This is a genomic window from Corynebacterium vitaeruminis DSM 20294, assembly GCF_000550805.1.
Taxonomy (GTDB): Bacteria; Actinomycetota; Actinomycetes; order Mycobacteriales; family Mycobacteriaceae; genus Corynebacterium; species Corynebacterium vitaeruminis.
Genome location: NZ_CP004353.1, coordinates 1,097,047 through 1,118,138, shown reverse-complemented (window position 1 = coordinate 1,118,138; position 21,092 = coordinate 1,097,047). Strand labels below are relative to the sequence as shown.

23 protein-coding genes and 1 riboswitch are annotated in these 21,092 nt (G+C 67.7%); of the genes, 7 read left to right on the top strand and 16 right to left on the bottom strand.

Going from position 1 to position 21,092, the window contains the following annotated elements; all coding sequences use genetic code 11:
• Nucleotides 1-160 precede the first annotated feature (160 nt).
• The 9 genes from B843_RS05285 to typA all read right to left on the bottom strand — a co-directional run bounded on the left by B843_RS05285 (nucleotide 161) and on the right by typA (nucleotide 9,481).
• Complete coding sequence (locus tag B843_RS05285; protein WP_034650001.1) at nucleotides 161-1,357, bottom strand: TIGR04053 family radical SAM/SPASM domain-containing protein; 1,197 nt, start codon at nucleotides 1,355-1,357, stop codon at nucleotides 161-163.
• Nucleotides 1,358-1,466: 109 nt separating this feature from the next.
• The gene (locus tag B843_RS05280) at nucleotides 1,467-2,036 is read right to left on the bottom strand and encodes a GtrA family protein (protein WP_025252474.1); all 570 of its coding nucleotides are present in this window, start codon (nucleotides 2,034-2,036) and stop codon (nucleotides 1,467-1,469) included.
• A gap of 39 nt (nucleotides 2,037-2,075) precedes the next feature.
• Nucleotides 2,076-2,810, bottom strand: coding sequence for a pseudouridine synthase (locus B843_RS05275; RefSeq protein WP_025252473.1), 735 nt, complete (start codon nucleotides 2,808-2,810; stop codon nucleotides 2,076-2,078).
• An 80-nt stretch (nucleotides 2,811-2,890) separates the two neighbouring features.
• A complete protein-coding gene (gene dapC / locus B843_RS05270; RefSeq protein WP_025252472.1) occupies nucleotides 2,891-3,988 on the bottom strand; it encodes a succinyldiaminopimelate transaminase in 1,098 nt (365 codons plus the stop codon).
• 104 nt (nucleotides 3,989-4,092) lie between these two features.
• Nucleotides 4,093-4,410 (bottom strand): ferredoxin, encoded by a 318-nt coding sequence (gene fdxA / locus B843_RS05265; RefSeq protein ID WP_025252471.1) that lies wholly within the window; start codon nucleotides 4,408-4,410, stop codon nucleotides 4,093-4,095.
• A gap of 96 nt (nucleotides 4,411-4,506) precedes the next feature.
• On the bottom strand, nucleotides 4,507-4,917 hold the full coding sequence (locus tag B843_RS05260; protein ID WP_025252470.1) for a hypothetical protein: 411 nt from the start codon (nucleotides 4,915-4,917) through the stop codon (nucleotides 4,507-4,509).
• Between the two features lie 2 nt (nucleotides 4,918-4,919).
• Nucleotides 4,920-5,795 carry an N-acetyl-1-D-myo-inositol-2-amino-2-deoxy-alpha-D-glucopyranoside deacetylase gene (gene mshB, locus B843_RS05255; RefSeq protein WP_025252469.1) on the bottom strand — a complete coding sequence of 292 codons (876 nt, stop codon included), beginning with the start codon at nucleotides 5,793-5,795 and terminating at the stop codon, nucleotides 4,920-4,922.
• Nucleotides 5,788-7,455 carry an ABC transporter family substrate-binding protein gene (locus tag B843_RS05250; protein ID WP_155895107.1) on the bottom strand — a complete coding sequence of 556 codons (1,668 nt, stop codon included), beginning with the start codon at nucleotides 7,453-7,455 and terminating at the stop codon, nucleotides 5,788-5,790. Before B843_RS05250 ends, mshB begins: the two co-directional genes overlap by 8 nt.
• A 112-nt stretch (nucleotides 7,456-7,567) precedes the next feature.
• Nucleotides 7,568-9,481 carry a translational GTPase TypA gene (gene typA / locus B843_RS05245; protein WP_025252467.1) on the bottom strand — a complete coding sequence of 638 codons (1,914 nt, stop codon included), beginning with the start codon at nucleotides 9,479-9,481 and terminating at the stop codon, nucleotides 7,568-7,570.
• Nucleotides 9,482-10,057: 576 nt separating this feature from the next.
• Here typA and B843_RS05240 point away from each other — a divergent pair.
• The 4 genes from B843_RS05240 (at nucleotide 10,058) to B843_RS05220 (ending at nucleotide 12,477) form a co-directional block, all read left to right on the top strand.
• Entirely contained in the window at nucleotides 10,058-10,765 is a 708-nt protein-coding gene (locus tag B843_RS05240) for an Rv1157c family protein (protein WP_025252466.1), read from the top strand.
• Nucleotides 10,765-11,301: a DUF402 domain-containing protein gene (locus tag B843_RS05235; RefSeq protein ID WP_025252465.1), complete on the top strand. Its 537-nt coding sequence runs from the start codon at nucleotides 10,765-10,767 to the stop codon at nucleotides 11,299-11,301. The genes B843_RS05240 and B843_RS05235 overlap by 1 nt, the downstream gene beginning before the upstream one ends.
• Nucleotides 11,302-11,324: 23 nt before the next feature.
• Nucleotides 11,325-11,705: an arsenate reductase (glutaredoxin) gene (gene arsC, locus B843_RS05230; protein WP_025252464.1), complete on the top strand. Its 381-nt coding sequence runs from the start codon at nucleotides 11,325-11,327 to the stop codon at nucleotides 11,703-11,705.
• 361 nt (nucleotides 11,706-12,066) lie between these two features.
• Nucleotides 12,067-12,477, top strand: coding sequence for a hypothetical protein (locus B843_RS05220; RefSeq protein ID WP_025252462.1), 411 nt, complete (start codon nucleotides 12,067-12,069; stop codon nucleotides 12,475-12,477).
• On the opposite strand, the gene B843_RS05215 is transcribed toward B843_RS05220, so the two are convergent.
• From B843_RS05215 to B843_RS05200, 4 genes are read right to left on the bottom strand one after another with little or no spacing between them, the layout of a single operon-like run.
• Nucleotides 12,458-12,868, bottom strand: a complete 411-nt coding sequence (locus B843_RS05215; RefSeq protein WP_034650007.1) for an NUDIX hydrolase — start codon at nucleotides 12,866-12,868, stop codon at nucleotides 12,458-12,460. The genes B843_RS05220 and B843_RS05215 overlap by 20 nt on opposite strands.
• The gene (locus tag B843_RS05210; RefSeq protein WP_025252460.1) at nucleotides 12,865-13,395 is read right to left on the bottom strand and encodes a nucleoside/nucleotide kinase family protein; all 531 of its coding nucleotides are present in this window, start codon (nucleotides 13,393-13,395) and stop codon (nucleotides 12,865-12,867) included. Before B843_RS05210 ends, B843_RS05215 begins: the two co-directional genes overlap by 4 nt.
• The gene (locus B843_RS05205; protein ID WP_025252459.1) at nucleotides 13,392-14,147 is read right to left on the bottom strand and encodes an energy-coupling factor transporter transmembrane component T family protein; all 756 of its coding nucleotides are present in this window, start codon (nucleotides 14,145-14,147) and stop codon (nucleotides 13,392-13,394) included. The genes B843_RS05210 and B843_RS05205 overlap by 4 nt, the downstream gene beginning before the upstream one ends.
• On the bottom strand, nucleotides 14,144-15,553 hold the full coding sequence (locus tag B843_RS05200) for an ABC transporter ATP-binding protein (protein ID WP_404825225.1): 1,410 nt from the start codon (nucleotides 15,551-15,553) through the stop codon (nucleotides 14,144-14,146). Before B843_RS05200 ends, B843_RS05205 begins: the two co-directional genes overlap by 4 nt.
• A 25-nt stretch (nucleotides 15,554-15,578) precedes the next feature.
• Here B843_RS05200 and B843_RS05195 point away from each other — a divergent pair, with 25 nt between their 5' ends.
• A complete protein-coding gene (locus tag B843_RS05195; RefSeq protein ID WP_025252457.1) occupies nucleotides 15,579-16,748 on the top strand; it encodes a chloride channel protein in 1,170 nt (389 codons plus the stop codon).
• Here B843_RS05195 and B843_RS05190 read toward each other — a convergent pair.
• Complete coding sequence (locus B843_RS05190; protein ID WP_025252456.1) at nucleotides 16,745-17,341, bottom strand: ECF transporter S component; 597 nt, start codon at nucleotides 17,339-17,341, stop codon at nucleotides 16,745-16,747. The genes B843_RS05195 and B843_RS05190 overlap by 4 nt on opposite strands.
• Nucleotides 17,330-17,432: riboswitch (TPP riboswitch) on the bottom strand. (Overlaps the previous gene by 12 nt.)
• A gap of 12 nt (nucleotides 17,433-17,444) precedes the next feature.
• Entirely contained in the window at nucleotides 17,445-18,332 is an 888-nt protein-coding gene (locus B843_RS05185) for a 2-dehydropantoate 2-reductase (RefSeq protein WP_025252455.1), read from the bottom strand.
• Nucleotides 18,333-18,378: 46 nt separating this feature from the next.
• Here B843_RS05185 and B843_RS05180 point away from each other — a divergent pair, with 46 nt between their 5' ends.
• Nucleotides 18,379-19,251, top strand: a complete 873-nt coding sequence (locus tag B843_RS05180) for a patatin-like phospholipase family protein (protein ID WP_025252454.1) — start codon at nucleotides 18,379-18,381, stop codon at nucleotides 19,249-19,251.
• Here the strand turns inward: B843_RS05180 and zupT are convergent.
• Entirely contained in the window at nucleotides 19,248-20,039 is a 792-nt protein-coding gene (gene zupT, locus B843_RS05175; RefSeq protein ID WP_025252453.1) for a zinc transporter ZupT, read from the bottom strand. The genes B843_RS05180 and zupT overlap by 4 nt on opposite strands.
• A gap of 122 nt (nucleotides 20,040-20,161) precedes the next feature.
• On the opposite strand from zupT, the gene B843_RS05170 reads away from it, so the two are divergent.
• A complete protein-coding gene (locus B843_RS05170; protein ID WP_025252452.1) occupies nucleotides 20,162-21,073 on the top strand; it encodes a DUF808 domain-containing protein in 912 nt (303 codons plus the stop codon).
• Nucleotides 21,074-21,092: the final 19 nt, after the last annotated feature.

Below are 21,092 nucleotides of genomic sequence, written 5' to 3'. Positions count from 1 at the left end.
GTGCACTACCTGCGAAAATATCCGATTTTACGGGAGATTACACCATTTATCCTCCACCATTTCAGCAAGAAAACACGTGGAGTTAACCGAAAATTCACTTGCCCCTGTTTAGCAAGTCTCATCGCGCCCAAAAAATGTGATGGTCGAGACAACAGAATTCTTACCTCACCTCACCCCGCAGCGCCACCGGAACGTAGCCGCACGTGGGGTCACTGGCGAATGGATCGCCGGTCATGGCGTACGCGGTCGAGCGCGAGCCGCCGCAGACGTCGTTGAACTCGCACACCGAGCACTTCCCCTTCCACTGGCTGGGATCGCGCAGCGACTTGAACACCTCGGAGCCCGAGTAGATCTCCGGCAGCGGGGTCTGCTTCACGTTGCCCAGGTGCATCGGGAAGAAGCCGCTGGGGTACACGTCCCCCACGTGGTCGATGAACACGAAGCCGCGTCCGGAGTTGATCGCCAGCGGCGGGCGCGGGCGGCGCGGGTGCTCGGGTTCGGCGCCTAGGATCCGCAGGGTCTCCTCGGTGAGGAAGCGGTAGAGCTCGCCGCCCTCGTAGGCGGGCGCGCCAGCGTCGCGGGCCTGGTGCGCCTGGATCACCACGCGCCGGTAGGCCGGGGCCTCGGTGGTCTTGACCGCGATGAAGTCGGAGATGTCGTCCATCCAGTGGTAGACATCCTCCCGCTCGGCGGAGGTGAGCGGCGTGAGCGCCGTGCCGCGGCCGGTGGGCACGAGGAAGAACACGCTCCACAGGTGCGCGCCCATGTCGATGACCCGCTTGAGCAGCGCCGGGGCCTCGTGGACGTTCTCAGCGCACAGCGTGGAGTTGACCTGCAGCCTAAAGCCGGCCGCGGTGGCAAGATCTGCCTTCTCGAGGGTCGCGTCGAAGGTGCCGGGGAAGCCGCGGAAGGCGTCGTGGGTCTCGGCGACCGCGCCGTCCAACGAGAGCGAGAGCGCGGTGGCGCCCAGGTTGTGCAGCCGTTCGAGGCGCTCGCGGGTGACCTTGGGCGTGGCCGAGGGGGAAAGCCCGATGTGCAGGCCGAGCGAGACGCCGTACTCGGTGAGCTCCTCCAGGTCGGCGCGCTCGAAGGGGTCGCCGCCGGAGAACACGACGATGGGGCGCGGGATGTCGTAGCTGGCCAGCTGGTCAAGCAGGCGCTTGCCCTCCTCGGTGGTCAGCTGCCCGGGGGCCGCGACGTGCTGCGAGTCCGCGCGGCAGTGCTTGCACACCAGCTGGCAGGCGCGGGTGACCTCCCAGATGGCGAGGAAGGGCTTCTCCCCCAGGTCGTGGTGGACCTTTCTCACGTCCGGGTGTTCGCGGTTGCGGGTGAGGCGATCGGTGGGGGCGGCGGCCATGGGCGGGACCTTTCACGTGAGAATCAACTTCCCCCGATTTTCTCATACAAAAGTTGGAGTTACACGCAAGGTTTGCCTTAGGTAGCCGTAGGCGTCGGAAAGCGAAATGCTAGTGGGAAGGGGCCTGTTCGGCGACGACGACTACGTCGTCCGGGTTGCGCTTGCGGAAGGTCCAGACCTTGTTGATGACGAAGTTGATCGGCATGGCCACGATGATCGAGATCGCGTTCGCCCAATAGTACATGGTGCGGAAACCGCTGGAATCGTCGAAGACGCTCGAAGACAGGTGGATCGGCGAGGTCGGGTTCATGAGGAAGTTCTGCACGATGAGCGAGACGACCAGCGCCGACAGGCCCGTGAGCAGGAACGGGAAGAAGCCGCGCCACCAGGAGATCATCTTGGCGGACTTGAACGTCCACATGCGGTTGATCTGGTAGTTCCACGTGTTGGCCACGAGGAAGGCGATCGTGGAGAAGATGTTGAACCAGCGGATGTGGAACTCGGAACCGAAGAGGTTGAGGAACGGGTCGTTGGGCTGCACGTCGAACAGGGCCGCGCCCGCCTTCATCGCGATGGCGGCGGCGATGATGTTGACGATCGTGCCGGAGCCGCCCACGATGCCGAACTGGATGAATTGGCGCAGGTTGCGCCCAGCTCGGGATTTCTTCGATTCGGCCACAGGGCCCCTTTCAACGATCAGTAGCTAACCTTCGAAATTCTACCCCCGTGAAAACCGCGCGGGAAATCCTGTAATGGGATCCTCAAACTCGATTCTTTCAGCGCAAAGAGACAACGGCGCGGAAAAGTCGTAGAGATGAAGCGGGGTTGCTTGCGGGTACAGGTCGTCGCCCGCGATCGGCGCGCCGAGGTGGTTCATTGCCACGCGCAGCTGGTGGGTGTGGCCCGTCACCGGTTGCAGCTCGACCTCGCGCTCCCCTACCCGTCGCGCCCTCGTGAGCGTCGGCGTTGCATGCTTGTCGACGATCACCTGTCGGCCGGCCTTGCGCATCCCGAGGCGAAGCTCCGTCCACTCTTCGGTGAGCATCGAAGGCTCGCGGGCAAGGCGCGCGCGGTAGGTCTTTGTGATTCGGTGCTCCTGGAACAGCCGCTGGTAGGCGGCGCGGGTGGCCGGGTTCGCGGAGCAGACCACCAGCCCGGCCGTTAGCCGGTCGAGGCGGTGCAGGGGCGCGATGTGCGGGTTGTCCTCGCGCACCCGAAGCCTCGTCTGTACCGTCTCCTTGACGATGCGGCCGTTGCCGGTGACCGGCAGGAAGTGCGGCTTGTCCACCACGATGAGGTGCCCGGTGCGGGCGACGACGCGGTAGTCGAAGGGGATGGCGGGCTCGTCGGGCACGCCCGGCCACTCCCACACCGGGGTCGGGCGCCCCAGCCGGGTCCCCGGCGGGAGGGCCGTGCCCTCTGCGAACGGGGAGTCCCCCGCCGAGGCCGCCACGAAGGTGCCCTCCGGCACAACGCCGTCGAGCACCCGCTTGCGCCAGCTGATCCCCTCCCGCGCTGGCGGCTTGGAGCCCACTATTTCAGGCGCCCTGCGACGGCGGCCGCGAGCTCGTCGGTGGTGGTCATGGCCACGCGGACGAACTTCTCGGAGCTGGGACTGTAGAAGGTGCCGGGGGCGACGAGGACGCCGCGCTCGGCTAACCAGTCGACGGTGGCCCAGCAGTCCTCGCCGCGGGTCACCCACAGGTACAGGCCCGCCTCGGAGTGGACGATCTCAAACCCGGCGCCCTCGAGCGCGGCCTTGAGGTCCTCGCGGCGGCCGGCGTAGCGGTCCTTCTGCGCGGCCTCCTGGGCGTCGTCCTCAAGGGCCGCGACCATCGCGGCTTGGATCGGGCCGGGCATGATGAGGCCGGAGTGTTTGCGCACCTCGGTCAGCTCCGCGATGAGCTCCTGGTCGCCGGCGAAGAAGCCGCAGCGGTAGGAGGCGAGGTTGGAGGTCTTGGACAGGGAGTGGATGGCGAGCAGGCCGGCGTGATCGCCCGCGCTCACGCGCTCGTCGAGGACGGAGAAGGCCTCGCCCTCCCAGGTCAGCCCCAGGTAGCACTCGTCGGAGGCGACGATGACGTCGTGCTCGCGGGCCCAAGCGATGATTCCCTGGAGCTGCTCGATGCCCGCGACGGCGCCGGTCGGGTTGGACGGGTAGTTGATGAAGATGAGGTCGACGTCGGCGGCCTCCTCCTCGGAGAGGGTGCGCGGGTCGTCGCAGCGCACCGGGGTGGCACCCGCGATGAGCGCGGCCACCTCGTAGGTGGGGTACGCGACCTCGGGGATGAGCACGGTGCCCTTCACGCCGAGCAGCAGCGGGAGCAGCGCGATGGCCTCCTTGGTTCCCACCACCGGCAGCACGCCCTCGACGCCGGTGCAGCGGTAGCGGCGCGCCAGGCTGTCGACGATGGCGGCGCGCAGGGCCGGGGTGCCGATGGTCTGCGGGTAGCCCGGGGCCGCGGCGTTGGCGGCCAGCGCCTGCTGGATGCCGGGGTCGACGTCGTCGACCGGGGAGCCGACGGACAGGTTGATGATCCCCTCGGGGTGCGCCGAGGCCTTGGCCTTGGCGGGCTCCAGGGAGTTCCACGGGAAGTCGGGAAGCGTCGATCCCAGTCGAGTGCGCGCCATCGCGATGAACGTCCTTTTCTTGGTTGGAGGTGGTCTGAAAATGCCTATCGCTAGGCACCGCGGGAAAGCAGTGTGCCTAGCGAGTAGCGAGAAAGTGCACGGCCCTAGGCCTGCGGGGGAAGCGCCGCGACGAGCGGGGCGTCGAAGTCCTGCGGGCCGAGCTTGGCGGCACCGCCCGGGGAGCCTAGGTCGTCGAAGAAGGCGGCGTTGGCGTCGTTGTAGTCGAGCCACTCGTCCGGCACGTCATCCTCGTAGAAGATGGCCTCGACCGGGCAGGCGGGCTCGCAGGCGCCGCAGTCCACGCACTCGTCAGGGTGAATGTAGAGGGAGCGCTTGCCTTCATAGATGCAGTCGACGGGGCATTCCTCGACGCATGCCCTATCCATGACATCAACGCAGGGCTGTGCGATTGTGTACGTCATCGGTGGTCAGTTCTCCAGTTCACACGAAAATCGGTGGGTTTTTCATGACTATCCCGGCCAGCACCCAGCTGGCCGGTGTCAGACTTTCCTATTATGTCACTTCCGGCGGATGAGTGGCCAACCAGCACCCGCCAGCCCCGCGAGCAGCAGCAGGATGCTGCGCAGGTTGGTGCCCACGAGCTGGTCGCCGGTCACCCCCACCCACATCGTGAGAATGAAAAAACCGGCAGTCCAGGCGTAGGCGGGGATGAGCGCCACGGCGAAGTTCTTCGACCACAGAAGCCCGGTGCGGGTGAGCACCATGTTGAATAAAAAGGCGATGACGATGGTGTAGGGAACGGGCACTTTCCCGATCCACGTGCCGAGGTAGACGACCTCGAGGAGGACGGAGACGAGCGCGCCGAGGCACAGCCAGAACAGCCCGAACGCCTGCTCGCCGCGGCCGAATCCGCGGTAGGTGTGGCGCTCGGTAACGTGCGGGCTGGAAGAGGAACCGTTTTCTGCCATCGCTACAGCCCCGCCGCGGCGTCGGTGGCGGAGGAAAGCTCGCCGAAGCCTAGCTGATAGTGCTCGTGGCGCATGACCGGCTGGACGATCAGGTTGGTGAGCGCGAAGACCGCGGGTGCCGCGTCCGGGTCGCTGACGCTGGCGAAGGCGGCCTTCTCGTTGACGTCGCTGACGCTGCCGTCGGCGATCTGCAGCTGGGTGGCGTGCGCCTTCATCGCGGCCACCTTCCGGGCGAGGGCGTCGTCGTCGAGGGCGACCGCGACGTCCGTGCGGGTCACGCAGGCGAGCTCGCCGGGCTCGGGCAGGCGCCAGCCAGCGGGCGGGGTGATCGCGGCGAGGCCGCGACCTAGCTCGCCCTCGTCGGTCACCGCCCAGAGGACGCGTTCGACCGGCACGGCCTTGATCGCCTCGTGGACGATCTCGTGGGCGCGGATGTGGTCGGGGTGGCCGTAGCCGCCGTCGGGGCCGTAGGTAAGCACCAGCTGCGGGCGCAGCCTGCCGAAGGCCTCCGCCAGCGCGTCGACGGCCTCCTTACCGGAGTGGATGAAGGCGCGCGGGTGGTCGTTGGAGGGGTCACCCACCATCCCGGAGTCGCGCCAGCGGCCGGCGCCGCCCAGGTACTCCCCGCGCGCGCCGAGTGCCGCGAGGGAAGCTTGTAATTCTGCGTGGCGGAAGCCGCCGAGCTGGTCGGCGTTGTCCGCGACCAACCCCTGGTACTTCTTGCCGAAGGTCTCGCCCTGCTCGCCGAGCGTGCAGGTCACCACGGTCACCTCGGCGCCGCGCGCTGCCAGCTGGGCGATAAGTCCGCCGGTCCAGATGGCCTCGTCGTCGGGGTGCGCGTGGACTGCCACGACGCGGGTGCCTACTAGGTCACGCATTGTTCCTCCAAGTCAAAACTGAGCTCATGCCCGCAGGCCAATCGGCGAGCGCGGGAGCCGGTCCTACGATACTCGTCCCGACGACCTCCAGACGAGTGTCCCTCGTGATCCACACCCGCAGGGCCTCGGACTTATCTAGGTCGGCCGCCCACGCGTCGGCGTCGGCCTGGCTCTTCTCCCCCGCCAGCGCCTGGGCGATGAAGGCCTGGGAGGCCGGGTCGCACCAGCCGCTGAAGTTGGTGCCGAGGATGGAGTTTTTCTGGTCGGCGGCCGAGGAGGTCGTGGAGGCAGGGGCGGACGAGTCCGTGGCCTCCGTGCTCGGCGCCGCCGCCTCGCTCGTGGGCACCACGGCCGCGCCCTGGTCGAGCGCGCACTGGTAGCGCGACAGGTCGCTGCGCTGCTCCCAGCCGACCACGAGGTCCACCCCGCCGGTTGCGACGTAGTCGCGCAGCAGGCTCGCGGTGTCCGTCTCCACGTCCTTGACCTGCACGCCCGCCTTCACGAACATGTTGGTCAGCGTCGTCGCGGCGCGCGCGGCCACGGGGTCCGCGGGGTCCACGCCGATGCGAATGCCGTCCGGGAAGAGCTCCTTCAGCCCCGGCGCCCCGGCCGCCGGGGACAGCGCCTGCCCCACCTGAATCTCCGCCTCCCGCTCGGTGGCCAGCTTTGCCAGCAGCGGCACGTCAATGGAGCTCAAAAGCGCACGCCGCTTGTCGACGCCAAGGCTGGCGTTCGCCGTCACCGTAAGCTCCCGCGGCTGGTCCTGCTCCCTCGTCTGCGCGCCCTGGACCAGGTCGAAGGCCTGGTGCGAGGTCTGCGTCGGCGTCATGTCGATGAAGCCCACCTGGCCGGTGGACAGCATCTCCACGCCCTGGCTGACCGAGCGCACCTCCTGGAAGTTGAGCACCTCGATGGCCGCCGGGTTCTCGCCCCAGAAGCGGTCGTTGCGGTTGAGCTGGACCACCCCGCGCTGGCGGTCGATCTTGGCCACCGAGTAGCGGCCCGCCGAGGCCGGGACGCTGGACTCCAGCGCCTTGGTGAAGTCCTGGCCCCGGACGAGGTGCGCGGGCAGGAGGTTGGCGAACAGCTGCTGCCAGTTGGCCACCTTGTCCTTGAGATCGACCTCCACGGTCTTGCCGCCGTTCGCCGAGCGGATCGCCGCGATCTCGCGGTAGAGCGCGGACTCCTGGGCGCCGGGGGTGGCCACGATCTGGTTGGCCAGGTACTCGAAGTCGGAGACGGTGATCGGGGTGCCGTCGCTCCACTGCGCCTCGGAGCGGATCTGGTAGCGAATGGTCATCGCGTACGGGTTGCCCTGGGCGTCGTGCTGGGGCGCGATGGCGTCGGCGGCGGTGAGCAGGTCGCGGTTCATCGCCCCGTCGACGAAGGCGCTGGGCAGCACGAGCGAGGCCAGCTCGCGGGTAAAGGCCGAGTCGTCGCCGGCCAGGTGCGGGTTAAATCCCGCGGCGATCGGGTCGATGCCGATGTTGATCTCGGTGAGCTTCGAGTTCTTCTCGGCGGGCGCCTCGCTCGTGGTCGCCTCCGCCGAGGCGTTGTCCTCCTCCACCGGCGCGGGCCCCGGGTTGGCCGAGCAGGAGGCCAGGAGCACCGCGGACACGAGGCAGGCAGCCGCCGCCAGTCGAGAAGAACACACACGCATGCGCACCATCCTACTAGTCCGCACCTTAGATTCTTGGAGGCGAACCGAAGGCGTCGGAAAGCGAAGAACGGCCCCCACGTGGGGGCCGCCTCCTACTCCTAGTAGTGCGCTACTACTTGTTGCGTGCCTTCTCGCGGGCGCGGGCGCGGCCACGCTCGGTGGCGTCGAGCACGACCTTGCGCACGCGCAGGGCGTCCGGGGTGACCTCGACACACTCGTCCTGGCCACAGAACTCCATGGCCTCGTCGAGCGAGAGGACGTGCGCCTTGGCGAGGGTGACCGTGGCGTCGGCGGTGGCCGAGCGCATGTTGGTCAGCTTCTTCTCCTTGGTGATGTTGATGTCCATGTCCTCGTCGCGGTTGTTCGCGCCGACGACCATGCCCTCGTAGGCCTCCATGCCGGGCTCCACGAAGAAGTTGCCGCGGTCGGCCAGCTGGGTGAGCGCGTAGGCGGTGATCTGGCCAGAGCGGTCGGCGACCAGCGAGCCGGTCGCGCGGTCCTTGATCTCGCCGGCCCACTCGCGGGCCTCGATGGAGTAGGAGTTGGCAATGCCCGCGCCGCGGGTCTCGGTGAGGAAGGTGGTGCGGAAGCCGATGAGGCCGCGGGCCGGGACGTCGAACTCCATGCGGACCCAGTCGCCGGAGAGGTTAGCCATCGAGGTCATCAGCCCCTTGCGGTTGGCCAGCAGCTGGGTGACGGCGCCCTGGTACTCGGCCGGGGTGTCGATGACCATGTGCTCGTAGGGCTCGTAGAGCTTGCCGTCGACGGTGTGGGTGACCACCTGCGGCTTGCCCACGGTGAGCTCGAAGCCCTCGCGGCGCATGGTCTCCACCAGCACGGACAGGGCCATCTCGCCGCGGCCCTGGACCTCCCAGGCGTCCGGGCGCTCGGTCGGCAGGACGCGGATGGAGACGTTACCGATGAGCTCCTGGTCGAGGCGGGCCTTGACCACGCGGGCGGTGAGCTTGTCGCCGCCGCCGCGGCCGGCCAGCGGGGAGGTGTTCACGCCGATGGTCATGGAGATAGCGGGCTCGTCGACGGTGATGCGCGGGAGCGCGACCGGGTGCTCGATGTCGGCGATGGTGTCGCCGATCATGATGTTGTCGATGCCGGAGATCGCGGCGATGTCCCCCGCGACCATCTCTTCGTCGGTGGATTCGCGCTTGACGCCCACGGTGCGCAGGAGCTCGGCGATCTTCACGTTCTTGACGTGCTGGTTGCCCTCCTCGTCGTAGTGGATCCAGGCGACCTGCTGGCCCTTCTTCAGGTGGCCCGCGAAGATGCGCACGAGCGCGATGCGGCCCAGGAAGGAGGAGGCGTCGAGGTTGGTGACGTGTGCCTGCAGCGGGGCGTCGATGGTTGCGGAGGGCTCCGGGAGGACGTCGTAGATGACGTCGAAGAGCGCCTGCAGGTCGGGCGCGTCCGGCACGTTGCCGTCGCCCGGGTTGACGGTGGAGGCGCGGCCCTCGCGGCCGGAGGCGTAGAGCACCGGCAGGTCGAGCAGCTGCTCGGCGGCCTCGGCGGCCTCCGGGTCCTCCAGCGAGGAGGCGAGCTCGAGGAGCAGGTCCTGGGCTTCCTCGACGACCTCGTCGATGCGGGCGTCGGGGCGGTCGGTCTTGTTCACGACGATGATGACCGGCATCTTGGCGGCCAGCGCCTTGCCGAGCACGAAGCGGGTCTGCGGCAGCGGGCCCTCGGAGGCGTCGATGAGCAGCACGACGCCGTCGACCATGGACAGGCCGCGCTCGACCTCGCCGCCGAAGTCGGCGTGGCCCGGGGTGTCGATGACGTTGATGACGAGGTCGGCGCCGTCCTTACCTGCACCCTTGCGGCGGATGGAGGTGTTCTTGGCCAGGATCGTAATGCCCTTTTCCTTCTCCAGGTCACCGGAGTCCATGACGCGGTCGGTGACCTCGCCGTGGTCGCCGAAGGCGCCGGACTGCTCGAGCATGGCGTTCACAAGGGTGGTCTTGCCGTGGTCGACGTGTGCGACGATGGCTACGTTACGAAACTCTGGGTGGGACAAAAGAATCTCCTGAAGTGAGGTATTTGTTGGCGAGGCCGAGGCCGCCGCGGGGACGCCCACAGTATCTGCAGCGAAAGGCACGGACGGGACGCCGACTCGATTGACATCGCGCTATTACGTGATTGGATGCAATAAAGCTCAGTACAGCGTTTACACGTTACTCCACCCCCACCCCCTCGCGCACGCTGAGCCCGCCCATGCAGAAACGTTTCTGGTCACAGTCGCGGCGCTCCCCTTGCCGCGTCACAGTTTCGCTCTCGCTTTCCGACGCCTACGGCCGGTTACGGGAGTGTAACAGCTTTCCTCCCCGCAACGACCTAACAAGTGAGAACCCCACAACCCCTGGGCTCTCAGCACGTTCCCATGTCCGGGCGAAACCCGATCAAGGATTCCGCCTTTACAGTTGATGAATTCTTTTCCAACAATAAGGAAAAGGACGGCATTCAATTGACATTGGAACTGGAGTGAATATTGTTACTTAAGTAAATATCTGTGACTAATGGTGAACGACACGCCGTCTAACCCCCTTATATTGCGGCGCCCGGTCCTTCGCCACACCTGAAGGAAGGCACATTCGTGCATCACCGGATCGCCCTAGCTCTCGCCGCCGCCTGCGCCATCGCCGGAATCGTCCCCGCCACCGCGAGCGCCGCCCCGATCGACGACGCCACCTCGGGCGCGACCCAGTCGATGGCAACCCCCGTCGCGGATCTCATGAGCTCGGTCGGCGCGCCGGTCGATTCCCTCGGACGCCCCAACGCGGACGCCCTCAACAAGGCCCGCGAGCTGGCGGGCACGCTCCCCGCGGAGTTGTCCGGCCCGATTCTTGCGGCCGTGGCCTACTTCGAGGGGACCGGCGAGTCCGACGTCCAGGTGCCCGAGAACGGGCCGCAGTTCACCCAGTTCCTCTGGCCGTCCGTCGCGGGCAACTGCATCGGCGGCAACTCCAACTCCACGGGCACCGCCATCGCGGTGCCCGGCCCCGCCGAGATCCCGGCACCCGGCGCCAAGGAGGGTGAGGCGGCCTTCGTCTTCACCGCGCTGGGCACCGCTCCCGCCGCCGGGCAGCAGGGCATAAACGTGCAATGGTTCAACGTAGACACGATGAAGTCGGGCACCGCCGCGCTGGATAACCACGGCATCAACCCGGACGGCCCCGCCACCCTGTCGGGCACGGCGGCCACCGGCCGGGGCCGCGTCGTCGCCCTCATCAGCGGCGACGTCTCCACCCAGGACGCCCGGTGCTCCTTCATCCCGACCGCCGGAATCTTCGAGGTGAAATAATGACCGATCTCCACCCGGTGAAGCAGGAGACCTTCAACCCCAAGTCGCTCATCAACATCGACCCCAAGGGGTACCTGCGCGACGTGGATTCCTTCCGCGAAACCGAGTTCGGGCTCTACATGGCCCGCGGCGCCAACCACCCTAACTTTGGCTACCTCGAGAGCTGGCTGCTGCCGGATCTGGGGCTGCGCGCCAACATCTTCCACTACCGCGACGGCGTGGAAAGCCGGGAGGACATCTACTTCGACGTCGCCGACATCAACGTCGACGAGGACGGCGTGTGGACCACCCGCGACCTCTACGTCGACCTCTTGTGGAACGACGGGCAGGCGGTCGAGGTCGTGGACATCGACGAGCTGGCCGCGGCGACCTCCGCCGGGCTCATCACGGCCGAGGAGGCCGAGCGCGCCATCGACGCCACCCTGGTCGCCGTCGAGGGGATCACCCGCTTCGGGGACAGCCCCATGGAGTGGCTGAAGTCCAAGGGCATCAGCCTTGACTGGGCCGCCCACGTGGATCTGGTCCCCGCCCAGTAGGTTTCCCCCTAGACTCGTAGGCTATGTCGATCTCCTTCCTTTCACTGGATCCCGCCCACGCCGTCGTCTACCACAACAGCCGCTGCTCCAAGTCGCGCGCGGCGCTTGCCTACCTCGCCGACAACGCCCCCGGCCGCGAGGTCGAGGTCATCGCCTACCTCGACACCCCGCCCACCAAGGACCAGCTGCGCGAGCTCATCGACGCGATGGGGATCCCCGTGATCGCGGCCGTGCGCACCAAGGAGAAGGAGTTCAAGGAGCTGGGGCTCTCCAAGGAGTCCTCCGATAGCGAGCTTCTCGACGCCATGGTTTCCCACCCCCGGCTCATCGGGCGCCCCATCGTCGTCACCGAGAAGGGCGTGCGCATCGCCCGGCCCACCGAGGCCATCGAAGAGATCCTGTAACACAGAAATACTCACAACTAGAGCACGCGCCTCCATAGGCGATAGCCCGCCCATGGAACCCAGGTGAGTTTTCACTTCGACGTGTCGTCACTGACCTACGTTTAGAGATAAGAATGAAATACTGTTTAGCCCACTATACTTGTCTTGTGTAGTGGGCTAAACTATTGTTTGTGACTAAACGGAAACTCATCCTCAAGGAAATTGCTCGATTCGCACGACGAAAAAACCTGAAGATGACCCTCGTTGAAGGGGGAAGCCACACTCGCGTCTGGGTAGGGGCTCGGTACTCAACGATTCCAAGACACAATGAGATCGACGATTTACTCGCCAAGAAAATCTACAAGCAAATAGGAATGGACTAATGAACACTTTTACGGCGCGTGTAGAGCGCGGTACCGGGTGGTGGGTCATTCAGCTTCTGGAGGAGCCTGGGCTTGTCACACAAACACGGCGCCTCGATCAGGTCGAAGCCGCAGTCAGGGATGCCCTATCCCTTTTCCCAGAGCTGACTGATGATCCCAGCAATGCGAAAATTGAGCTTGTTATTCCGGGCAGCTGTGAAGCTCGCGCGACACGGGCTCGTCAACGTCTGGAAGAATTACGAAGAGAGGAGAGCTCCCAGCTTGACCACATTGCCGCGCTTGCGCAGCAGCTAGCTGATAGCGGGTACAGCTATCGTGACATTGCCTTCTTGCTGGGAATTTCCTTCGGCCGCGTGTCTCAAATCCTCAAAGAACGTGACGTGCCAAAGCTCACTTCCGCTTCCGACTAACGAGCGCCGGGAAAACCACGTCCCGCGACAAGGGCGCCAGCTCATCGGCCTGGGAATCGGCCGCAAACCACCGCGCCTCCTCGATCTCCTCGAAGACCCCGATCCGCTCGACCGTCCCCTGCCACTCGAAGACGTCGCAGACCACCTCGAAGCCGGGTTCGTTGGCCGCGGGAGCGCTCATGGTGCCCACGCCGTTCAGCTCGGCCGGGTCGAGGGCTAAGTGCAGCTCCTCGGCGATCTCGCGCACCGCCGCCTCCAGCCCGGTCTCCCCCGGCTCGAGCTTCCCGCCGGGCAGCATGAAGGCGGTGGTCCCCCGCTTGCGCACGCTGAGGATCTCCCCCGCGCCGTTACGGATGACGACGGCGGCGATGCGGATCATCTGATTGTTCATGAACGTCCTTTCCTCGTGATGTCCTCGATGAGCGCCACGGCGTCGAGGCTTTCGCCGTCCGCGCGCAGGTCCGGGGCGGGCATGCGCGCGGCGTGTTCCTCCTCCTGGCGCGCCCACATGCGCCACCACGGCGCGAAGTCGGGATCCCGGGTGAGCGCGCGGGCGCGCCGGAACCCAGGGTCGGCGTCGATGTAGACGCTCACCACGGCACCAAGCCCCCACCCTTCAGCCGTTTTCAGTGCTGCTTTGCTCAACGCGCCGCAACCCTCGATGACGAGGTCGCGCGCGTCGCCTAGCGCCAGCGGCTGCCAGTCGGCGCGATGGTTGCGCACCCAATCCCAGCGCCACCAGCCCGGGTGGTTCCGGTTCAGCACGTCGCGGGCCACCATGCGGCTGGCCTCCTCCAGCCCGCCCCAGCCGGGATAGAAGTCCTCGAGGCGGACGACCGGGGCAGGAAGGTGCTCGCCGAGGAGGTTCGCGAAGGTCGTTTTTCCGGCACCGGAACGGCCGTCGATAAGCACGATCATGCGCCGAGGAACCTGAAGCTGCCGGTGGCCACCGCGACGGACACGGCGCAGGCGGAGATGAGCGCGCAGGCAAGCAGGAACGCCCAGTCGACGCCGCGCCACCGCGACGGGCGGGCGAACGTGCGCGTGGGGTAGCGCCCGAAGCCGCGGGCCTCCATCGCGGTGGCCAGCTTCGCGCCGCGGCGAAGCGCGAGGACGAGCAGGCCGAAGGTCATGCTCAGCGCCGTCGCGATCCTGCCGCGCCCGTCGAGGCCGCGCGCGCGGCGCGAGCGCCGCATGGACTGCCAGTCGCTGCGCAGCAGCGAGACCATGCGCGCCGCGGCCACCGCGCCGATGACGAAGCGGTGCGGGAGCCTGAGGATCTGCGAGAGGCCGTCGCCGAGCTCCGTGGGGTCGATGCCCGCGAGCAGGATCACCGCGGGCAGGCCGACGGCGAGCACGCGCACCATGATGGCCAGCGCCAGCGAGAGCGAGTTGTCGGTGACGTGGGCGAAGAGGAAGGAGAAGTACTCGCGGCCCTCGGGCCGGCCGTAGAGGGCCATCGAGGCCCCGGCGATGGGCGTGGCAAGAAGGATCGGCAGGCTGCGCCGGGCGAGCGTGCCCCATCCCACGCCGCAGACCGGCGCGAGGAGCAGGCTAAACGCCAGCGACACGCCCGCCGAGACCGCGTCCACACTGAGCAGCAGCGGGGTGCCCACGATGAGCAGCGCGAGCACCCGCGTGATCGGGTTGAGCCGGGAGAGCAGGTTCACAGCGCGATCACCTCGTCGCCGAGCGCGCGGACGTAGGTCTCGTCGTGGGTGACCGACACGACCGTCACCCCGGAGGCGTTGAGCTCGCGGACGAGCGTGACCAGCTCGATGAAGGTGCCGCGGTCCTGACCGAAGGTGGGCTCGTCGAGGAAGACCACCTTGGGCGAGGCCACGAGCACCGTGGCCACCGACAGCCGCCTCTTCTGCCCGCCGGAGAGCGTGAACGGGTTGGCCTCCTTGAGGCCCTTGAGCCGAAGCCGCGCGAGCAGGGCGTCGATCTGCTCTCCCGCGTCGATGCCAAGCTGCCTGGGCCCCACCGCCAGCTCCTCCCCGACCGTGCGGGCGACGAACTGGTGCTCGGGATCCTGGAAGACGTAGCCGACTCGGCGCGCGAGCTCCGCCGAGGACCACCTCATCGGGTCGGGGCCAATCTCGCCCGCGATGGAGTCCGAGTAGCTCACCTTTCCGGCGACGGGCTCGAGCAGGCCCGCGAGGGTGAGCATGAGCGTGGTCTTGCCGGTGCCGTTGCGGCCGGTGATGACGGTGGACGCGCCCTCGAGGATGCGGCCGTCGCGCGTCGGGCCGAGCGGGGTGTCCCAGCCGACCTTAAGCCCCGAGAACTCGATCGCCGCGTTGTCGAGGGCGCGCGCGGGGCGCGGCGGGAAGACCGGCTCGATGCCGGGCACCCACACCCCCTCGGCGACGAGCTCCTCGCCGCGCTGCGCGAGCACCTCCTCAAGGGTGCCGTCGGCGACGATCCCGCCGCCGCCCAGGACGATGCCGCGGGTGGCAAACCCGCTCCACACGCCGACGCGGTGCTCGACGACGATGACCGTAGCGCCCGTCTCCTCGGCCACCCGCGTCACCGCGGCGACGACCTCTCTCACGCCCTCGGGATCGAGGTTGGCGGTGGGCTCGTCGAGCAGGATGATGTCCGCCCCCATGGCGATGACCCCCGACAGCGCGAGCCGCTGCTTCTGCCCGCCCGACAGCCTGCTCGTGGGGTGGTCGAGCGGCAGGTCGAGTCCGACCATCTCGAGCGCCCTAGGCACCTCCTCCCAGATCCGCTCGCGCGGCATGCCGAGGTTCTCGCAGCCGAAGGCGACGTCGTCGCCCACGCGCGAGGCGATGACCTGCGAGTCCGGATCTTGGAGCACCATGCCGACTGTGCCGTCGACCTGCATAGACCCGGAGTGCGTGCCCTCGTCCTCCGCCAGGAGTCCGGCGATCGCCATGAGCAGCGTGGACTTCCCCGCGCCCGACTCGCCGAGCAGCAGGACCCGCTCGCCAGCGTCGATGGCAAAGCTCAGCGACTCCAGTACCGCGTCCTTGCGCGAGGCGTGGCGGAAGCCGATGCCGCGGGCGGTGATCCTGGCCAAGGGGTCCTTCTTTCTGGTCGATTCCAAGTTCTAGATGATACAGGCCGTTAATATGAGTCACGTGTTTTCTGCTTCGAGGTCGCTGTACGCGCTTGCCGCCGTGGTCGTTTCGGCCGTCCTCGCGGGCGGCGTGGGCGCGGGACTGTCGTTCCTCATCGAGGCGCTCAACGCCGTCGGCGAGCTGGAGCTCGTCGCGCGGCTGGCGGTGGCTGCCCTGCTCGGCGCGGCGTGCGGCACCGGGTGGTGGTGGCTTCGCCGCGGGGGGCCAGTCACCTCGGTCAACGCCGCGCTCTCCCAGGAGCGGAGGCTGCCGTTCCTGCGCACCGTCGCCGACGCGCTGCTGCAGGTCGTCTGCGTCGGCGCGGGCGCCTCGCTCGGCCGCGAGCAGGCGCCGCGCCAGGTAGCCTCCTCGATCGCGGATTTCTTCGCCGCGCGGATCGACCCGCAGATGCGCGCCCGCATCGTCGCCGGTGCCGCCGGTGCCGGCCTCGCCGCGGTCTACAACGTCCCGCTCGCGGGTGCGATCTACGCCATCGAGATCCTGCCCATCAAACGCGACAAGACCTTCTACGCGGTAGCGCTAGCCATGAGCACGATCGCCACGCTCGTTGCCCGCACCGTCACCGGCTCACAGGCCTTCTACACGCTGCCCGCGATGCGGCTTTCCTTCGCGCAGCTGGCGTGGCTTGTCCCGTTGCTGTTGCTGGTCGTCGCCGTGGGCGTTGCTTTCCGACGCATACTGCTTCGGCGCTTTCACCTTCCCGCGAACACCCTGCCGGTGGCCATCGCGGTGGTCGTGGCGGCCTCCGCGGCGATGGATCACCTCCTGCCCGGCATCAGCGGCAACGGCCAGCGGGTCCTAGACGACCTCTGGTCGGCACCCGCCGGGTGGCAGGCGCTGCTCGCGATCCTCGTGGCCAAGGCCGCGTTTACCTGGTTCGCCATCGCGGCGGGCGCCGCGGGCGGCATCCTTACCCCTTCGCTCGCGCTCGGCGGGCTGGCGGGAGGACTGCTCTCGCTCGGCTCCGGCGCGCTGGGGGTGGAAACGAGCTTCCCGGCGGCGGTGCTGCTGGGCGCCATCGGGGTGCTCACCATCACGCAGCGCGCGCCGTTTTTCGCCATCGCCTTCGGCCTCGAGCTCACCCACGCGCCGTGGGAGCTGTACCCGCCGGCGATCGCGCTGGGGTTCGCGGCCTTCTACGCGACCAAGCGCAGGCGCTAGACCAGAGCGCGGGCCTCACGGCCGACGGCGAAGCGATCGAGCGCGCCGGTCGCGGCCAGGGCCTTGACCAAGTAGTAGCCGACCACGCCGGCGAGGATGGCGCCGGAGACGATGAGCGTGGAGAGGTAGGTCGCGTTGAAGGCGAACGACTTCGCCAGGTTGCCCGAGGTGAACAGCTCGTTGACGAAGGCGCCCACGCCGGCCCCCGCGCCCGCGATCATGGCGACGGTGAGGTTGAAGCGCTTGTACAGGAAGAGCGCCAGGATGATCTCGGCGCCGAGCCCCTGGGCGAGTCCGGAGTAGATCGTGGAGATGCCCCACTGGTTGCCGATCGCCGCGGAGACGATGGCCGCGAGCAGCTCGACGTAGAGCGCAGCGCCCGGCTTGCGGATGACCAGCCCGCCGATGACGCCGCCGATGAGCCAGATGCCCACGGCGATGCCGCCGAGGCCCGGGGTGACCGCGTCGGCCGCGGTGAACCACGCGTAGCCGATGGTGTTCCACACCCAGAAGATGAGGCCGCAGGCCACACCGAGGACGGAGGCGATGACGATGTCGATGACTCGCCACGAACGAGGGGATGCGTTAGACATATTTCTTCCTATCGCCGGCATTAACCGGATCAGGTTCGACGGTTCGCGCGTCGCGCGTCTCAGCCCTTGGCGGGCACCCGTGTTGTTGTGGGTCGCCCCTAGGTTAGCCCCTCGTCGACAGGCAGTCGAAAACGAGGGTGTGTAGCGGGACGGCCACGCCGCCGCGCTCGGCCATCCGCATGACGGCGCCCACCTGGGCGTCGAGCTCGTTGGGCAGCCCGTCCGCTAGGTCGCGCTGCATGGAGCTGGTGGCGGCCGCCGGCTGGGCGTCGGCAAAGTCGAGCGAGCGCTCGACGATGTCCTCGGGCAGGTTGATCCCGTTGGCGCGGCCCGCGGCCTCGACCTCGCGCATGAGCGCGGTCAGGTCGCGGCGATAGGTGGTGCGCACGTCCTGCATGGGCTTGTCCACGAGCGCGCCGAGGGCTCCGAAGGTGGTGACGAACATCGCCTTCGCCCACACGTCGACCAGGATGTCGTCGAGCACGAAGGGCTCGATCCCCGCCGCGCCGAGGGCCGCGCGCAGCTTCTCGACCACGTCGCAGGTCGCGGGATCGACGCTGCCGAAGGTGAAGCTCAGCACGCCGCCGAGGAAGGTGGCCTCCGCGGGACCGGTGTGGATGAGGAAGCTGCGGACCACGCCCGGCACCACGCGATCGGGTCCGTACTTCTCGATCGCGATGGCGGGCATCTCCACCGAGTTCTGCGTGGTCACGAGGACCGCGCCCTCGGGCAGCCGCTCGGGAAGGTTGGGGCCGTCGATGGTCTTGGTGGCCAAGAACACAGCATCGGCCGCGGGGACCTCGTCGAGGCTTTCGACGACGTCGACGGGCAGCGTGCGCGTGCCTTCTGGGCTGTTGATGGTGAGGCCGCGTTCGCGCAGCACGGCGAGGGTTTCGCCGCGGGCGACGAGGGTGACCTGGGTTCCGGATTCCTGAAGGAGCGCCCCGAAGTAGCCGCCGACGGCCCCGGCTCCGATGATGACGATGTGCATGGCTTCCAATATAGGACGTAGCTCACAAAGGGCTAGGCTTAAACCCATGCAATTTGCGGACACGGCACTCGTCATGGAGGGCGGCGGGATGCGCAACTCGTACACCGCCGCCTGCGTCTCCCGGCTGCTCGCCGAGGGGGTCAGCTTCGGCTGGGTCGGCGGCATCTCCGCCGGATCCTCGCACACGGTGAACTTCCTCTCCCAGGATCCCTTCCGCACGAAGGAGGCCTTCGTGGGCATGAGCCTCGACCCGCACATCGGCGGCTGGGGCTCCTTCCTGCGCGGGCGCGGCTACTTCGACTCCCCCTACATCTACGAGCAGGCCCCCATGCCCGGTACCGAGCACCCCTTCGACTACGCGCGGTTCAGCGCGGGCTCGACCCCCTACCGCATGGGCGCCACCCGCGCGGACACCGGCGAGACCGTCTACTTCGGCCGCGACGACGCGGGCGACCTGGCGACGCTGATGAAGCAGGTCCGCGCGAGCTCCACCATGCCGGTGTTCATGCGCACCACCTGGATCGACGGCGTGCCCTATGTCGACGGCGCGCTGGGCAGCTCCGGCGGCGTCCCGCTCGAGGCCGCCGAGTCGGACGGCTTCGAGAAGTTCTTGGTCCTGCTCACCCGCCCCCGCGACTACTTCAAGGAGCCGGTCTCGCGCCCGCAGGTGCTTCGCCGTGCTTTTCGACGCTGGCCGAAGGTGGCCGACGCCCTCATCGCGCGCCCGGCGCGCTACAACGCCACCAAGCGCCGGCTGCTGGAGCTGGAGAAACAGGGCCACGCGCAGCTGTTCTTCCCCGAGACGATGCCGGTCAACTCCCGCGACCTCAACACCTCCCGCCTCGAGCGCTCCTACGCGCTGGGCGAGGAGCAGACCGACCGAGAGTGGGACGGCTGGATGCGCTTCCTAGCCAGCTAGAGCAGCAGGAGGCTCAGCGCCATGACCGCCATGCCCGCGACGAGCCCATAGATGGCGGTGTGGTGGCGGCCGGTCTTCACGGCCGTGGGCAGGAGCTCGTCGAGGCTGATGAACACCATGATCCCGGCGATCGCCGCGAAGGCGACGCCGAGCGCCACCGGCCCCAGCCACGGCAGGAGCAGGAGGTAGCCCACCGCGGCACCGAAGGGCTCGGCCAGCCCCGAGGCCAGCGACCACCAGAAGGCCTTCGCCCGCGAGCCCGTCGCCTCGCGCAGGGGGACGGCCACGGCGATGCCCTCGGGGATGTTGTGGATGGCGATGGCCACCGCGACGGGGATCGCGATGGTGGGATCGGCGAGCGCCGCGATGAAGGTGGCGAAGCCCTCCGGGAAGTTGTGAATCGCGATGGCAAGTGCGGTGAGCAGGCCCATCTGCATCATCGCGCGGCGGCGCCGCGCGGAGTCCGTCAGCCCCGGCTCGTGCGGGTTGAGGGAGTCCGGCACGAGCCGGTCGATGAGCGCGATCAGCGCTATCCCGCCGAAGAAGGCGGCCGCCGCGAGCCACTTGCCTGCGTCGCCATGGGCGTCGACAAGCTTGTCAATGCCCTCGGGGAAGATCTCCACGAAGGAGACGTAGATCATGACTCCAGCGGAAAAGCCCAGGGACCCCGCGAGGAAGCGCTCCCCCGGCCGCCGCGCCGCGACGGCGACAGCTCCCCCGAGCCCGGTTGATAGACCTGCCAACAAAGTGAGCCCGAAGGCCAGCGCGACCGCGTTCACCCAATCCACTTTCTTGATAATGATTTCTGTTTACGGACGCCCACGATAGCACTTAGGGTACCCACATCCCCTATCGACTGGATGAGCACTAGAATGAAACCGGTTTATTTCCCACTATCAGAGGAGTTTTTATGGCCGGTGGCCTCGCCGCCCTGCTCGACGACGTCGCGCTCATCGCCCGCCACGCGGCGGCAAACATCGACGACGTCGCCACCCAGGCCACGCAGACCAGCGCCAAGGCCGCGGGCGTGGTCATCGACGACACCGCCGTGGCCCCGCGCTTCGTCGAGGGGGTAACCCCCGCCCGCGAGATCCCGATCGTCTGGCGCATCGCCAAGGGCTCGATGGTAAACAAGATCTGCATCATCTTGCCCATCGCGCTCATCCTCACCGCCGTCGCGCCCTGGGCGCTGACCCCCATCCTCATGTGCGGCGGCCTCTATCTCTCCTTCGAGGGCGCCGAGAAGGTGTGGGAGCTCGTCTCTGGGCAGCAGGAGGAAAGCGAGGACGAGACCGGCGCGAAGGACGAGGACACCCTCGTTCGCGGCGCGATCACCACCGACCTCATCCTCTCCGCGGAGATCATGGTCATCTCGCTCAACGAGGTCGCCTCCGACTCGATCTGGATGAAGGCCGGCGTGCTCATCATGGTCGCCATCGTGGTCACCCTCGGCGTCTACGGCGCGGTGGGCCTCCTGGTGAAGATGGACGACATGGGCCTTGCGCTGTCCAAGCGCGGCGGCGCGGGCGCCAAGGCGTTCGGGCGCGGGCTGGTCTCGGCGATGCCGAGGGTGCTCAACACCATTTCTTTCATCGGCATGTTCGCCATGCTGTGGGTCGGCGGACACATCCTGCTCAAGGGAATGGACGAGCTGGGGCTGCACGCCCCCTTCGAGTTCGTCCACTCGCTCGAGCACCACGTGGAGCGGTTCGGCGGCGCGGCCACGTGGACGGTGGAGACGCTATGCTCGCTCGTCTTCGGCCTCGCGGTCGGCGCGGTCATCGCCACCGTCGTGCACTTCCTGCCGACGAAGAAGCACTAAGGACTCGCTAAGCTGGGTG